This window comes from Spirosoma profusum, assembly GCF_014699005.1.
In the GTDB taxonomy this organism is placed as follows: domain Bacteria; phylum Bacteroidota; class Bacteroidia; order Cytophagales; family Spirosomataceae; genus Spirosoma; species Spirosoma profusum.
Window position 1 is genome coordinate 151,735 of sequence record NZ_JACWZY010000008.1, and the last position, 15,730, is coordinate 167,464.

Annotated in this window: 10 protein-coding genes; 7 read left to right on the plus strand and 3 right to left on the minus strand. The window is 48.8% G+C overall.

All coding sequences use genetic code 11. The annotated features are described in order from the left end of the window. Positions 1–166 precede the first annotated feature (166 nt). From IC229_RS12135 to IC229_RS12150, 4 genes are all read left to right on the plus strand, one after another. On the plus strand, positions 167–1,738 hold the full coding sequence (locus IC229_RS12135; RefSeq protein ID WP_190887246.1) for a carboxylesterase/lipase family protein: 1,572 nt from the start codon (positions 167–169) through the stop codon (positions 1,736–1,738). 80 nt (positions 1,739–1,818) lie between these two features. After that, entirely contained in the window at positions 1,819–3,456 is a 1,638-nt protein-coding gene (locus IC229_RS12140) for a carboxylesterase/lipase family protein (protein WP_190887247.1), read from the plus strand. A 325-nt stretch (positions 3,457–3,781) separates the two neighbouring features. Further along, positions 3,782–4,768, plus strand: a complete 987-nt coding sequence (locus IC229_RS12145; protein WP_190887248.1) for an amidohydrolase family protein — start codon at positions 3,782–3,784, stop codon at positions 4,766–4,768. Positions 4,769–4,962: 194 nt separating this feature from the next. Then, positions 4,963–7,257: an FdhF/YdeP family oxidoreductase gene (locus tag IC229_RS12150; protein WP_190887249.1), complete on the plus strand. Its 2,295-nt coding sequence runs from the start codon at positions 4,963–4,965 to the stop codon at positions 7,255–7,257. A gap of 27 nt (positions 7,258–7,284) precedes the next feature. Here the strand turns inward: IC229_RS12150 and IC229_RS12155 are convergent, their stop codons facing one another. Both IC229_RS12155 and IC229_RS12160 read right to left on the minus strand, forming a co-directional pair. Further along, complete coding sequence (locus IC229_RS12155; RefSeq protein ID WP_190887250.1) at positions 7,285–7,746, minus strand: GNAT family N-acetyltransferase; 462 nt, start codon at positions 7,744–7,746, stop codon at positions 7,285–7,287. Between the two features lie 247 nt (positions 7,747–7,993). Continuing rightward, positions 7,994–8,761: a class I SAM-dependent methyltransferase gene (locus IC229_RS12160; protein WP_190887251.1), complete on the minus strand. Its 768-nt coding sequence runs from the start codon at positions 8,759–8,761 to the stop codon at positions 7,994–7,996. Between the two features lie 137 nt (positions 8,762–8,898). On the opposite strand from IC229_RS12160, the gene IC229_RS12165 reads away from it, so the two are divergent. Together IC229_RS12165 and rlmB are read left to right on the plus strand one after the other, a co-directional pair. Beyond that, positions 8,899–10,311 carry a GWxTD domain-containing protein gene (locus IC229_RS12165; protein ID WP_190887252.1) on the plus strand — a complete coding sequence of 471 codons (1,413 nt, stop codon included), beginning with the start codon at positions 8,899–8,901 and terminating at the stop codon, positions 10,309–10,311. 77 nt (positions 10,312–10,388) lie between these two features. Beyond that, a complete protein-coding gene (gene rlmB / locus IC229_RS12170; protein ID WP_190887253.1) occupies positions 10,389–11,183 on the plus strand; it encodes a 23S rRNA (guanosine(2251)-2'-O)-methyltransferase RlmB in 795 nt (264 codons plus the stop codon). An 8-nt stretch (positions 11,184–11,191) separates the two neighbouring features. Here the strand turns inward: rlmB and IC229_RS12175 are convergent, their stop codons facing one another. Continuing rightward, a complete protein-coding gene (locus IC229_RS12175; protein ID WP_190887254.1) occupies positions 11,192–12,649 on the minus strand; it encodes a BNR-4 repeat-containing protein in 1,458 nt (485 codons plus the stop codon). 234 nt (positions 12,650–12,883) lie between these two features. Here IC229_RS12175 and IC229_RS12180 point away from each other — a divergent pair, with 234 nt between their 5' ends. Then, positions 12,884–15,706: an ATP-binding protein gene (locus IC229_RS12180; protein ID WP_190887255.1), complete on the plus strand. Its 2,823-nt coding sequence runs from the start codon at positions 12,884–12,886 to the stop codon at positions 15,704–15,706. Positions 15,707–15,730 lie beyond the last annotated feature (24 nt).

Below are 15,730 nucleotides of genomic sequence, written 5' to 3' on the forward strand. Positions count from 1 at the left end.
ACGTACTGATTGGTACTGCCAACCTCTATACCGATACGTTCTAGTAAAGGCAATTTTTGCCCCATGTTACTTGCTTTTTCTCTGGATACGTATCGGTCAACATAGTACGTATAAGTAAGATTTGATACGTATTCCTTTAGAGTTATGGACTTGCAGATTCGCTCCTATGAAAACGCCGATACCTTTTCTCTCTTCCTCCTTACTGCTTTTGTTAGGCCTAGTTGCCTATACCCCTGCTCCCGTCAGGCTCGACGTAGTACGTGTCGAAGGCGGGCAGATTTCCGGTACGTCCAACAAAGATGGTGACGTAGCAATTTTCCGGGGAATTCCGTTCGCAGCCCCGCCAGTTGGTCCACTACGCTGGAAAGCTCCACAGCCCGTTACGCCCTGGAACGGTGTTCGAAAATGTGATGCTTTCGGGGCAAGTCCGATGCAGGGAAATCCGTCGCCTTTTGGGCCCTGGAGCGCTGAATACCTGATTCCGAAAGAGCCTATCAGTGAAGATTGTCTATATCTGAATGTTTGGACAGGAGCGAAATTGGCTGGCGAAAAGCGACCTCAGGAACGTCTGCCGGTTCTGGTATGGATTTACGGGGGTGGTTTTAATAGCGGAGGCACCGGCTGTGCTATCTACGATGGTGAAGCGACTGCCAAAAAAGGCGTCGTTTTTGTGAGTATCAATTACCGGGTTGGGCCGTTTGGCTTCTTCTCTCACCCCGAACTCACGGCGGAATCGGGTCACAAAGCTTCGGGAAATTATGGGCTGATGGATCAGGTTGCCGGTTTGCAATGGGTTAAAAAGAACATTGTGGCTTTCGGTGGCGACCCAAACAACGTAACGATTGCCGGCCAGTCGGCGGGTTCGATGAGCGTGAATTGTATGGTCGCTACGCCCTTGGCCAAAGGTCTGTTCAACAAAGCCATAGCCGAAAGTGGGGCTGGTTTCGCCAGACCTTATCCTAGCCTCCAGCAGGCCGAAGAAGCTGGTCAGAAAATGGCACAGACGCTGGGAGCGTCGTCTTTGGCAGAATTAAGGGCCAAACCAGCCGACGAGATTCTCAAAAAAGGTCAGGGACGCGGTCCCATCGTCGATGGCTACGTATTACCGAAATCTATAGCCGATATTTTTGCGGCTGGTCAGGAAAACGACGTTACGTTGCTTACTGGCTGGAATGAGGATGAAGGTATGAATTTCGGTCAGATGAAGAACGCGGAAGCCTACCGCAAACAAATTCAGGAGCAATATGGCGACAGAGCTACTGAATTTCTAAAATTTTATCCCGGCACAACCGATACCGAAGCTGCTACGTCACAACGTAACCTGTCGCGCGATATGATATTTGGCGCGCAGAATTATACCTGGGCGAATATTCAGAGCAAAAAGGGAAAGAAAGTTTACGTGTATCGGTTCGCCCGGAAAATACCGGCCACGGGTGAATACGCTAAATACGGCGCGTTCCATACGGGCGAAGTGCCCTATGCGTATGATAATCTGCAATTTATCGACAAAAACCTGCGTCCACTGGAACCTGTCGATCATGAACTGGCCAGGCAAATTTCGACATACTGGGCGAATTTCACCAAAACCGGGAATCCCAACAGAAAAGGACTTCCACAATGGCCGGTCTACGCCACCGGTTCCCGGCAGATTATGCTTTTCGGCGATCAGCCGAAAGCCACTCCCCTACCCGACGGCCCAGCGCTGGATTTCCTGTTCACGACGATGGGGAAACGTTGATTGCCTAATCTGCGGCCTTTTTTTTGTCATGCTGACAAAACCCTATCTAAAATATCGTGCATTATTAAAATCCTAATCCTATGAAAACTAACGTAGTACTACTCATACTATCCATCATTACGTTCCCACTGCTGTCGGTGGGACAGACGCCGAAGGCGGCCACTACGTCGCTCGTAACCGGCAAAGACGTAGCAGTTGTATCTACCGAATCCGGTAAAGTGCGGGGCTATATTCACAACACGGTTTACACGTTCAAAGGCATTCCCTACGCCAAAGCCGAACGCTTTATGGCGCCCACCAAACCCGATTCCTGGACGGGTGTACGTAGTTCACTAACATACGGCCCCGTTTGCCCGTTGATGGACCCTACTACGTCGGTGATGGATGAATCGGAGTTTGTTTTTCATCACGACTGGGGTTTTCCAAACGAGGATTGTTTGCGACTAAATATCTGGTCATCAGGCATCAACGACTCCAAAAAACGTCCAGTTATGGTGTGGCTACATGGTGGCGGACACGTAGCGGGCTCTTCACAGGAATTGCCTTCGTATGATGGTGAGAACATCAGCAAAAAAGGCGACGTAGTGTTGGTGTCGATCAACCACCGGTTGAACATTCTGGGATTCCTTGATTTATCGGCATACGGCGAAAAGTATAAATCCTCGTCCAATACCAGTATCATGGATATGGTGGCGGCTCTGCAATGGGTGAAAGCCAACATTGCCAATTTCGGAGGTGATCCGAACAACGTAACGATTTTCGGTCAGTCAGGCGGGGGCGGCAAGGTTAATACGTTGCTTTATACCCCATCGGCAAAAGGACTTTTCCAGAAAGCGATCATTCAAAGTGGCGGACTTGGGCTTAGTTTCCATGAGTCTGCGCTCACAAAACGCGTTGGAGCTGCTGTACTGGATGAATTGGGCATCAAAGCTAACCAGGTTGATGAAATTCAGAAAGTACCCTTTGAGAAACTAGCCGCTGCGGGTAAAAAAGCCGTACTGAAAGTGCAGGAGCAGGTGAAAGCGGAAGGCAGGCAAACAGGTGTTCTTGGCCTGATGTGGGGTCCCACGCTCGATGGCAGTTTCCTGCCGTATCAACCCACCGACCCGACTGCTCAATCTATTTCCGGCACAATTCCGCTGCTGATCGGGTCCACGAAAAATGAATTTATGGCTTCGCTACGTTTGCCCGACAGCAACGCGCTGACGATGGAAGAAGCTAAAAGTATGTTGCAAAAACAGTACGGCGATAAAACCGACGCCTTCATTGCGGCACTCAAAAAAGCGTATCCAAACGATACCAAACCATCTGATTTACTCGATGTAGACGGCATGTTCCGACGTAGCGCCATCAAAATGGCGAATATAAAAGCTACTTCGTCCGCGCCAGTATACATGTATCTGTTTACCTATCAATCGCCGGTGCTTGATGGACGTTATAAAGCGATGCACTGTACCGAAATCCCTTTCGCCTTCAACAACATAGCTCGTTGCGAAGAGATGACTGGCGGCACAAAAGCGGCATATGATCTGGCCGACAAAGTGAGTCAGGCGTGGGTTAGTTTCGCCCGAACGGGGAATCCAAATCACAAAGGATTACCCACCTGGCAGAAATACACACCCGCCAATGGAGCGACCATGTTGCTTGATAATCAGTCCGTAGAAAAATACCATCACGATAAAGAAGCGCTGGCCATTGGTCCGCAGGTATTGCTATAATTTTTGTCCTGCTGAGGCACGAAGTATCTTAAATCGTCCAAACAAGCTATCTGGGAGGCTTTAAGATGCTTCGTGCCTCAGCAGGACAAAATTCATGCACCGATTTCGTTGTTTAACGTGAATAATGGATTGGCTAATGACGTAACTGCTTATCAATTAGCTATTTAATGCCTTTTTTTGTCATCCTGACCAGCGGGAAGGATCTTAACGTTTCCTAACACTCAGTCAGGACGCTTTAAGATCCTTCCCGCTGGTCAGGATGACAAAAAGGTTCATTCTGGCAAGACGTTATTCACGTTTGTTTATATGCTTAACTAGTTGACCTATGAAAGCGCGTTTTCTTCTGATTGCCAGCCTGTTTCTTTCAGGCAGCGCATTAGCGCAAACTACCCCGCCGAAACGCCCGCTTCCGATCATCGACGTACACGTTCACGCGATGAAAGTGAATCCGAGTTTTGCCATAGAGATGTGTCCGTGGTTTTTACGAGATATGCCCGGTGGTGATCCAAACCAGCAGATGCGTGCGTTTCTAAACACGAGCTGCGTCGATCCATTACAGCCCGCCAAATCTGACCAGGAAATGCAGGACGCTGTGCTGGCTACAATGGAGCGGCTCAATATGACCATCGTAGCCTATGGTGACCCACAGATTTTACGGAAGTGGAAAAAAGCCGCACCTGATCGGGTTATTCCCGGCATTGGCGTCAGTGGGCCTAACGACATGAGCGTGCAGGCTTTTACTGATTCGCTTTCTGGAGGTTTCTACAAAGTGATGGGCGAGGTAGCCCCTCAATATCAGGGACTTTCGCCCAGCGACATGTCGCTTGATGGGTATTTTGCAGCAGCCGAGAAATTAAATATTCCGGTGGGCATTCACATGGGAACGGGTGGTAATGGTATGGCCAATATTTCGCAGGCTAAATACCGGGCGTCGCTGGGTCGGCCGTTTTTATTAGAAGACATGCTGGCGCGGCACCCCAAACTGAAAATATGGGTAATGCACGCCGGTTATCCGATGATCGATGAAATGATTGGGCTAATGGGTGCCAATGCCTACGTGTACGTCGATTTAGCCGGTTTTATCTGGAGCTATCCGCAGGAAGAAATTCACGCGTATCTCAAACGACTGGTGCGGGCTGGCTTTGGTAAACGGATTCTATACGGCACCGATTTCATGGTTTGGCCAAAGTTGTTCGAAGCCTCCATCAGCGTGATTGAGAACGCCGACTACCTTTCTTTCGACCAGAAACGCGATATTTTGTTTAATAACGCCGTTCGTTTTTTCCGGCTAGATCCTGAAAAATTCAAGTAAGCTTTATAATGTGATTTTTGTCATCCTGACGAAGCCGGGCCCGCAACGGCGGACCGTGCCGGAGCGGAAGGATGACAAAAATCAATAAGCCATAAGTCACGTTAAGCTATTGTAAAACCTCTTCCCTACTCAAGAAGTTACCTGAAACGTATCGTCGTGGATGAGCCGCACGATACATATTTCGTTTATATAAAATGGCACAGAACACGCCCCCCGAAACATTAACCGGTAATCTCGACGTAAAGGAGCCTTATGACGAAGCTGCTGGCTTAAAAGCTGTTGTTGAGTCGTTTAGGCATACACTACGTGGTACGGGAGTCGGGCGTGGCTGGAAAGCGCTTGTCAATCTGAACCAGAAAGACGGGTACGATTGTCCGTCCTGCGCCTGGCCTGATCCCGATGGACATCGTTCGGTAATTGCTGAATACTGCGAAAGTGGGGCCAAAGCGGTGGCCGATGAGGTCATGACTAAGCATACGGCCTCACCGGTGTTGTTTCAGCGGTATTCGGTGGCCGATTTACTCCAGAAAACAGACCTCTGGCTAGGGCAGCAGGGACGTTTAACACAGCCTCTCGTGCTACGTTCCGGAGCTACTAATTATGAGCCAATCAGTTGGGAAGATGCCTTCCAACTCATTGCCAATCAATTAAAAGCGCTGGATTCACCCGACGAAGCTATTTTCTATACGTCGGGACGTACCAGTAACGAAGCTGCATTTCTGTATCAGTTGTTTGTGCGACAATTTGGTACGAACAACATGCCCGACTGTTCCAATATGTGCCACGAATCGACCAGTGTGGCGCTGGCAGAATCCATCGGACTAGGGAAAGCGTCGGTCAAATACGACGATTACGAAAAAGCGGATGTCATTATGATCATGGGGCAAAATCCGGGAACAAACGCTCCCCGAATGATGACGCCCCTCGAAGCCGCCAAACGTAACGGCGCCAAAATTATCGCGGTCAATCCATTGCACGAAACTGGTCTGCTACGTTTCAAAGACCCGCAAAGTCCGCGCGATATGCTGTTTGGGGGCGAAAAACTAACCGATCTGTTTTTGCAGGTACGTATCAATTCTGACATGGCTTTCCTGAAAGCGATGTGTAAGCTGTTACTAGCTGAAGAGCAGAAAACACCCGGAAAAGTTTTTGATCAGTCTTTTATTCAAACCTATACATCAGGTTACAAAGAGTTTATCAAAAGCCTGGATAAGTTTGACCTGAGCGACCTCGTAGCTCAGTGTGGCCTGACGATTGAGCAGATTCAGGAAGCCGTTGATCTGATTAGATATACCCGCAAATTCATCATCTGCTGGGCAATGGGACTGACACAGCACCGAAACGCCGTTTCCACTATCAACGAAATCATTAATCTGCTTTTACTCAAAGGCAGTATCGGTATTGAAGGCGGAGGAGCCAGCCCAATTCGGGGGCACAGCAACGTACAGGGCGACCGCACAATGGGCATCTGGGAAAAACCAAAACCTGAATTTCTGGATGCGCTGAAAAAGGTGTTCAAGTTTGAGCCGCCCCGCGAGAATGGTTATGATACTGTTAAAGCCGTCAAGGCCATGCACGAAGGGAAAGCCAAGGTTTTCTTTGCACTGGGCGGTAACTTCGCGATGGCCGTTTCCGATACGAATTACACAGCCGAAGCGTTGAAGAAGTGTACACTCACGGTTCACGTATCGACCAAGCTGAATCGAAGCCATCTCATTCACGGCGAAACTGCACTGATTCTACCCTGCCTGGGACGTACTGACCGCGATATACAAGCCACGGGTGAGCAGTTTGTCAGTTGCGAGAGCACGACCGGCGTAGTGGCTCAATCGCACGGGGTAGTCGATCCGGTGGTTGATACGCTCAAAAGTGAAGTGGCTATTATTGCCGAATTGGCTAAAGCAACCCTGAATGAGAAATCGACCGTTGATTGGGATAGCCTCGTTGCCAACTACGACCGTATCCGCGATCTGATTGGGCAGGTTGTGCCCGGACATGAACACTATAATGAAAAAGTGCGGAAACCGGGCGGCTTTTACATTCCGAACGGACCGCGCGTGCGGGAGTTCAAAACCAAAGATGGAAAGGCACATTTTACCATCAATACGCCCTCGCACCATGACTTACAGACCGGCGAGCTGCTGCTGATGACCATCCGCAGCCACGACCAGTTCAACACCACAATTTACGGCAACGACGACCGCTACCGGGGTATTTACAACGAACGACGCGTGGTGTTTATGCACCGCGACGACATCGCAAATCTGAAATTACAGGAGAAACAGGTAGTGGATTTGCATAGCAAATACGATGGAAAACAACGTACCGCTCATCGCTTTATGGTGATTTCGTATGATATTCCGCGCGGTTGCTGTGCCGCTTATTTTCCGGAAACGAACGTACTGGTCCCTATCGATTCTATCGCCGAAAAGAGCAGTACGCCTACGTCCAAATCCATTGTGATTACGGTAACACCAGCGGAAAATTAATAACGTAGTGCCTCATACGACCGGGCATCACATTCTCAAACGCAACTCAAAGACAAGCTGATGTTTACATTGAATGCCATTTTCCCAAATGGGGTCGGAATATGCTTCCAGAAAATAATTGTAATTAACTCCTATTAAATCAAAACCCTGCTGCTGGTAAAGCGCAATCTGACCAATACCCGAATTCCCTGTTTTGATGAGCAATCGTTGCACACCCTGTCTACCGGCAGCGTCAATAACATGTGCCAGCAATGCCCGTCCAAGTCCTTTACCCTGGTAATCAGGCTCAACAGCAATGTTCATTATTTCGCCAATTTCTCCCCGGTATTGCAAAAGGCAAATGCCCAGACACGTAGTGTCAATACGTAGCAGATAGACCTGGCTCGATGGCAGATATGCATCAATCAATGCCTGATTTTCATCGGCCAGTAAAAGCAGATGATGCGGCAAATCGTCGTCTGGAGAAGCCTCGGTGATAATGTAATTCATTGGAAACGTGAATACTGGCTAGATCAACGTATTGCTGACGCATGGGGCTTCGACAGGCTCAGCCTGACAAACCAGCTTGAGTCAGCAAATTCTAGTGAACTGTCAGGCTGAACCTGTCGAAGCCCCATGCGTCAGCAACAGACTGAAATTTATAGTTAACTTATTATTCACGTTAACGTAGCAATCGTATTCAGGAGCGATTTTGAGAAACGATTCCTGAATACAACTGCCCATTTATGACACCATTTTACTTCGTCGCTACGTAGAAGAAATCAAGGCTACCGGCGGGGTTGGTGCTCACTACGTAGTCGGTGTAGTTGATTTCGGCAGCCAGTCCGTTGGCTTGCAGGAGTCGGTTACGGTTCAGGCGGTTCATCAACTCGTACGGCACCTGCAGCAGTCGACGGGGTAATCGATATTGCAGATTGAAAATATCGAAGCGGGTCAGTTTTTTCACCGACTCTTTATTCTGCTCGTAATACGTCATTACTTTCTCATTGCCGTGAATCCCTTTCGTATCGACTTTTGCAAAATAACGGCTCATCAACTTTCGCAACTCGTCGGCAACGTATTCACGCACGTGCCACGGATTTCGGGTAAGCGAGAACGTTTTATTGACCGTCGTGAGCAGCAGTTTACCACCGGGTTTCAACACGCGATGCGCTTCCCTGATAAACAGATCATCGTTTTCGATATGTTCGATCACCTGAAACGTTACGATAAAATCGAACGTATTATCTGCTAAACCGCTGAGTGGCGGAATATTAGCCGCGATGAACGTAGCATCTGGATACGCTTCGCCAAGTGCCTTGATGAGGGCTTCGTTTTTGTCGATACCGGTGTAGTGATCGGCGGCTTTGGTAAGTAACTCGAGACCCCGGCCCCAGCCGCAACCAATCTCCAGTACGTTGCCGTTTACCATTTTGGCCGCTTCGACGTAAGGAAAAAGAAGTCGTTGGTGAACCGGATTATCCGAAGCAATTTCGGCTGACGTAATTTCAGTTGTCTTGTACATGCGTTTGCAATTCAAACAACAAAATTACTCTTTTGTACAGGCAAAGAAAAATGAGCCACCCTGATAAGTCAATGCGAAGAATTTTTTCGTTATAACAAATAGTGTAGCTGTTCCATGCGAAGACAAGACTTGTTTTTATGCGTACCCTAATTGCTTTACTATTTATTGCGCTGTTATCGGGCTGTGCCAGCACCAAGAAAAAGGCACAGGATCGCATCAATGCGGCTTATGATGCCCGTACGGAAGCACAACGTAACCAACCAAACCGGCCGGCTACTCAGCCTGAACAGGCGCAGAATTCACCCCGTGCTACGTCAGAGCCATCTTCTTCGGCTCCAGTACGTAACGAGGGTACATCAGTAGGCTCTACACCTTCGTCGCCAAAGGGCGTGGGCGACTGGATGGTTACGTCCATCAAAGGAAAATTTCTGGCGATAGACACTACGTCGGTTCGGGTATTTATGAATCTGACGGCAAAAATGCCGGGCGGTCAGGCCGTACTGAGCCCTACCGAATTTGCGGAACATTTTATGATGGCCTACGTCATGTATCCCGATTATAACAGTCGCGAACGGCTGGGTTATGGTACGGTTCCGCTTAGCACACAGAACGTCAGGCAAGAAGGTGATCATCTGATGCTGACATTCGACGTAAAACGACCTAAAGATGCCACCAACGCGATCTTGCTGACCGAAATTACGGAGACAGGTAACGGTACGAAAGCACGTAACGATCTCTCATTACGGTTTAAACCGGCTAAATTTAGCGACCGTGTTACGTTGTTTTCGGCTAATGGGCAACCACAATTGCGCAACTACGTAAACGCTGGCGACACAATCATTCTGCGCGATGTCAACGGCACCAGTAAACCTCTGTTTGGGTTCCGTTACCGACATGATTTCGAAGCGGCATCGTCGCCTATGAATACGTCGCCAAGGGCTGTTTCCAAATCAATGTCGGTCGATTCAACGCTGACCATCGCCACCAACCAGCCATTTGTGATTCCCAAAGAAGGGCTTTACTACTTCATGGAAGACACAACTGACGCCAGTGGAATCGGTCTGGTGGTAACCGATAAACGTTTTCCTAAACTGACCCGTCCCGAAAAGCTTATCAAGCCGGTATTATACATGAGTACCAGTAGTGAAATTAACGAGATGGCGCAGGCGCAGGATACAAAAAAAGCGTTGGACCGTTACTGGCTCGGCCTGATGGCGGGCAACGAAGAGGTTGCCAGACGTACCATCAAATCGTATTACAACCGGGTTGAAGAAGCGAACCGGCTTTTTACCAGTTTTAAGGAAGGCTGGAAAACCGACAAAGGCATGATTTACATCGTACTGGGCCCCCCCGACCGCGTACAACGCAATCGGGAGCGGGAAGTGTGGGTCTACAACCGCCGGGCCAACGTATCAGAAATCAATTTCACGTTTACCAAAAAACCGAATCAATTCGTGGACGACCATTACGAACTGGTACGTTACATTGAGTACCAGCCCATCTGGTATCCGATTGTCGAAGCCTGGCGAACTGGCACCATCCGCGAATAGAGTTAAAGATGTATGGTGTATGATGTATTTTCGCGTCAGCCTTATATCATACATTATATACCATACATCGTTTAATAATGCCCCAACCATTCAATCGCCAACCTCGTCCACGCCCACAGTTTCGTCCCCAGCCCGACGAGATGGTATTTGGTATTCAGTCGGTTATCGAAACGCTACGTTCCGACCAGCAGATTGATAAATTATATATGGAAAAAGGGTTGAGCCACCCTGAAATACAGAATCTGGCTTTTCAGAACCGTGTAACGATTCAGCGCGTACCTGTCGAAAAACTTGATCGGCTGACGCGCAAGAACCATCAGGGAGTTGTTTGCCTGGTGGCGCAGGTTCAGTACGTTAAGTTATCCAACGTAGTAGCCGATGTGTACGAACGGGGCGAAACACCGTTTTTTCTACTTCTCGACCGCATTACCGATGTACGTAATTTCGGAGCTATTGCTCGAACAGCTGAGTGTACCGGTATTCAATGCATTGTGATTCCCGGACGAGGAGCGGCTGCCATCAATTCCGACGCCATGAAAACGTCGTCAGGAGCGCTGAACCACATTTCGGTCTGCCGCGAACCCGATTTAACCGAAACGGTGAAATATCTACAGGAATCAGGAATTACAGTTGTGGCCTGTACCGAAAAATCGAACCGTGACCTCTACGAACGTAGCACCGACCTGACCGGTCCTATCGCCGTCATCATGGGATCGGAAGAAGACGGTATCTCGCCCGAACTGCTACGTATGGCAGACAACCACGTAAAGATTCCTCTGTTGGGTTCCGTCGGTTCACTGAACGTATCAGTGGCTACGGGCGTAGTACTGTACGAAGCTGTCCGGCAACGTAGCATAAAGGTTGATAAGTGATAAACTTATCACTTATCAACCTTCACTCGTTCTGGCTTCGCCATCATTCCGTTCGTCTGACCCGGCAGCCGATATACTTCACCAGCTTTTGTGCTGAAATAGAACGAAGAAGGCGACGGTTCTCGACCGTTGCCATCGGCCCAGAATGCATAAAAGCCTTCATGTGCTCGCACAGGCCGACGTGGGTAGCTGTGATTACGAGGGCTGTTTCGGGTCAGTGAGCTGGTGTGCTGCCAATGTTTCCCTTTGTCGCGGCTAATCCAGACCGATAGTTCGCCACCTGTGTTATACGCCTGTGGTCCCGTGCCCGTCGGCCCGATGATTCGCCAGGTACCATCAGATTCTATGTATAGAGAGCCCATATCGTAGTTGTGGTCGGAAGTCGTTACGTCCAGAATATCCCAGGTTTTCCCCGTCCAGTGGGCGATGTGCCACTCATACGGACCACTTTCAGGACCAGGTTCGGGACCTTTGCTGGTGATATACAGAATGGCTGGATGGCCATGTGCGTCATGTGCTACGTCGTTGATGTAAACGTTACGTCCCAGCGACCGGTATTCTTTCACCAACGCATTATTTTTTGATGCCCGGAGCGGCAATTGCACCGGCTGACCGTCGGCGGTATGCCAGCTTTGCCCGAAATCGGAAGTTTCAACGTAGTACAGATTGGTGCGATAGTCCAGCCCCGCGCCGATTTCAGTATCCGGGTGCATATTGAAAGCCGTACCAACTTTCTTTCCCTGTTGATGACTGGTCTGATAATGACCTTCTTCAATGGCCGCGATATCCTGAAGCGCAGACCAGTGAACACCGTCCCGGCTGGAAATATAACCAATGGTTCGACGGGGTTTGGTAGCTCCGTATTTCAGCATACCCCTCTCGTAATGGGTCATGAGGTGCAGGAATCCTTTTTCGGGGTGGTAGTGGCTCTGGAGATACGAAAAATTGTCGAATGGCACCGTGTTGTTACCCTGCATTCGGGTGGCCGGAATTCGGTCGAAAGCCGATATGTCGTAGGGTTTACGACTTTTATGAATAAACGACGGTCGGTCGGTACCGTGCGATGTAGAAAACAACCAGATATACCCCTGCCGGTCGATGTTCAGTACTGGATTGTCGTGCGCATCGTCGGTGCCTTTGTCCAGCAAGATTGTCGGGCGGGAGACTTGCCCCGTTCGGTGGTCAAAATAAGCGATTTCATGTAGTAAACTGGGCTTGGCATCTTTGGATGCTCCACCATAGCAAAAAAACGTTTTTTGTACGGCGGGCGCATAAACTGCAAATGGGTGATGATTAGCCGGGTAGGTTCCCAGTCCGCCACTGTATTTGAAAGCATATTCGGTTTTGGTCGGACCAATAAAATACCAGATTCCCCTGAAACCATCGTCGGGTTGGTTAAGTGTCTGTATCTGTGCACGGACCGTGCTAGTTGAAATCAAAAAAATGGCAAAAAGGCGAATTATCATTTTTGGAATAGTGAGTTATGACCTTTTCAATTGTTACCAATTTAAATAAAATACAAACTATTAATTTAGCAAGTGAAATTCCCTGAACTTGGCATTAAAAATGTAACTTATCACCTATTAAATCAACTCGTTCCGGTCAGGCTCTTGCGGGAGATATATGACAAATTCGGTTAGTGAATACATCAATAGTATACAAATACCCATACAATAGTAGTCGCTTCTAGTAAGGTAACAATGTTTAACTATTTATCTGTCGTCTGTTTATGGCTTTTGCTTTTATCCCGGGCCGGTGCTCAGGCTCCCACTAATAGGCTGCCTGGAAATCGCTTTACACAACCTGTTGATGTAAACTTTCAGTATTTGGTCGACTCCACGAACCGGTTAGCGCTTGGGAACGTAGTGAATCATCAAAGCGGCTGGCAGACAATCGCTGGACCAGCGCCAATGTTGATTCTGGGATTCACTACGCACCCTGTCTGGTGCAGATTTACGTTACAACAAGCTACCGATTCCACACACACGTATGCGTTCGAGTTAACGAACTTTTACGTCGACAGCCTAACGCTTTATCAACCCGACTCTGTTACAGGATGGCGCATTCAGCATACGGGCGATTTTATACCCTTCGTAAAAAGAAATCCTAAAACACGCTATCCTACTCTATACGTAACACTTTCGGGGAAAAAGCCCCAAACATGCTACGTTCGCGTTCTATCGTCACAGCATCATAGCTATAATCTTCGGGTTTGGGATCAGAACACGTTTGTGTCAAATCGGCTGCCGGATATGGACCGATACGTCCTGTTTACACTGGCGTTTATTATATCGCTGTTTCTGCTATCGTTACTACTCTTCATGCACCGATTTGCGGTGCTACGTGCCTATTCGCTCTGGGGCTTAGCAGTTTGTATGTGCAGCTTGTTTGCGAGCAGCTATTCAAGTATCATTTTCCCCACTTCACCCTATTGGGCACACACGAGTCATTATGTAACTGTAGGTCTACTTCTGCCAACTTTAGCGTATTATGTTATTCAAGCCTGCCAGCTCTCCCTGTATCTGCCTCGTTTAGTCTGGCTTTACAGGGGTTTTGGAGGAATAGGTTTGCTCTATGTAGGATTAAGTTTTTTTGTCCGTCATCCTTACATTACCTGGGGGTTAATAGCCTCACTCGCTATCATGATGGGGTTTACCCTGGCGCTGTTGATTGCTTTATATTCAGGGGGTCGCCGGCCTGCCATCTGGAACGTAATTGCTCTGCTGTTGCTATCACCAATCTATACCTATTTCTATGGACGTAATGCCGGTTTTTTTACCGGCTCATTCAGTGAAGAATCCCTTAGGTTTGTAATGTTGCTGAGTACGATAGCCGAACCGTTTTTTGTGGTGATGATGCTTTGGCAGGCTACCCGCGAACGGATTCGAACGGCTGACAACCTAAGCCTTGAACAAACCCAGCGCGAAAACATACAGGCGCTCGATAAGCTTAAAACCGATTTCTTCACCAATGTTTCTCATGAACTGCGTACCCCCGTTACGTTGCTGTTAGGTCCGCTCCAAACGTTGCACAGCCGCTTTCCTGACAATGAACTGTACGCACTGATGCACCGTAATGCCAGTCGCCTTCAGACACTTATCAATCAATTGCTCGATCTGGCGAAACTCGATGCCCGCCAGATGAAAAATCTGCTGGCACCGGGTAATCTGGCTAGTGATCTACGTACCTGGGTGGCTTTGTTCGATTCCCTGGCTGCCAGCCGCTCGATAACCTTGAGCCTGCACCAAAATCAGGATAGCTGGTCTGCTCAGTATGATGCCGACAAGGTTGAGAAAATTCTGACAAATCTGCTGAGTAATGCGATAAAAAATACATCGGCAGGTGGTTCGGTTAAGGTGGAGGCCATGTATAACTCAACTGGCGTAGTAGTTGAAGTACACGATACAGGTGTGGGCATTGCTTCCGAAGATTTGGGTCATCTGTTCGACCGGTTTTATCAGGGCGTGGGGGCTAATCGGCTCGAAGTAGGGACAGGTGTGGGACTCGCCCTTACGTATGAATTAGTCCAGTTGCTGGGTGGCATTATAACGGTACGTAGTCAATTGGGCGAGGGAACGACGTTTCGTGTATCATTACCAATTCAGGGCGAAGTTGGTCAGCCAGTGCCGAGCGAAAACGGCCAACGGGTGAATCATTACGCATCATCTCTGTCTGTTGATTCGGAACTCATGTATGAAAGTGCAACATTAATTGGTGATGCGCTTTATACTGAAGGCCAGATAAGTGCTGACAAACCACTATTACTGCTGGTCGAGGACAACGACGATCTTCGGACGTATATCCGCATGATTCTGGCACCGCACTATACGTTGCTCGAAGCTAAGGATGGCCAGCAAGGTCTGGCGATGGCGCTTGATACAATTCCTGAATTAATCGTAACCGACCTGATGATGCCCCGGCTCGATGGTCTGGATCTGTGCCGTGCGCTACGTACCGATATCCGCACCGACCATATTTCGGTTATCATGCTAACCGCCAGAGCCGCCATTGAAGACCGACTTGCGGGACTGGAAACAGGTGCCGACGATTACCTGACCAAGCCGTTCCTCCCAGCCGAGTTGCTGCTACGTTTGCAGAATTTACGCCGTAGACAAGCCGCCTTACGAACGTACTGGCAACGAACGCTCATCAATCCACTAAGCGAAAGCATACCAGCTTTTTACGAGGTGCCTGAACAGGAACGCCCTGAAACGCCCGCTTTCCTGAAGCAACTATATGCAGTTCTGGAACAGCATCTCGATGAACCCGAGTTTGAAGTCGAGCAGTTGGCTGATGAACTGGCGCTTAGCAGCCGCACACTCACCCGCAAGCTTAAGGGTCTGCTGAACGTAACAACCCGTGACGTTATACGGGATTACCGACTTCGGCGTGGCAACGACATGCTTGACGAAGGCATTCAGCCTACCCAGGTTGCTTACGCGGTTGGTTTCGGAAGTTTATCCGCTTTTGGGAGAGCCTACAAAGAACAATACGGGCACGCTCCCTCAACCCGGAAAGGGTAAGTAGCTTGAAAATAGCTTAAGATT

Bases quoted from the DNA above. Each gene is read 5' to 3' on its own strand.
- IC229_RS12145 (WP_190887248.1), top strand. From the start codon at position 3,782: ATGAAAGCGCGTTTTCTTCTGATTGCCAGCCTGTTTCTTTCAGGCAGC.
- IC229_RS12180 (WP_190887255.1), top strand. From the start codon at position 12,884: ATGTTTAACTATTTATCTGTCGTCTGTTTATGGCTTTTGCTTTTATCC.
- IC229_RS12165 (WP_190887252.1), top strand. From the start codon at position 8,899: ATGCGTACCCTAATTGCTTTACTATTTATTGCGCTGTTATCGGGCTGT.
- IC229_RS12155 (WP_190887250.1), bottom strand. From the start codon at position 7,746: ATGAATTACATTATCACCGAGGCTTCTCCAGACGACGATTTGCCGCAT.
- IC229_RS12175 (WP_190887254.1), bottom strand. From the start codon at position 12,649: ATGATAATTCGCCTTTTTGCCATTTTTTTGATTTCAACTAGCACGGTC.
- rlmB (WP_190887253.1), top strand. From the start codon at position 10,389: ATGCCCCAACCATTCAATCGCCAACCTCGTCCACGCCCACAGTTTCGT.
- IC229_RS12160 (WP_190887251.1), bottom strand. From the start codon at position 8,761: ATGTACAAGACAACTGAAATTACGTCAGCCGAAATTGCTTCGGATAAT.
- IC229_RS12150 (WP_190887249.1), top strand. From the start codon at position 4,963: ATGGCACAGAACACGCCCCCCGAAACATTAACCGGTAATCTCGACGTA.
- IC229_RS12135 (WP_190887246.1), top strand. From the start codon at position 167: ATGAAAACGCCGATACCTTTTCTCTCTTCCTCCTTACTGCTTTTGTTA.
- IC229_RS12140 (WP_190887247.1), top strand. From the start codon at position 1,819: ATGAAAACTAACGTAGTACTACTCATACTATCCATCATTACGTTCCCA.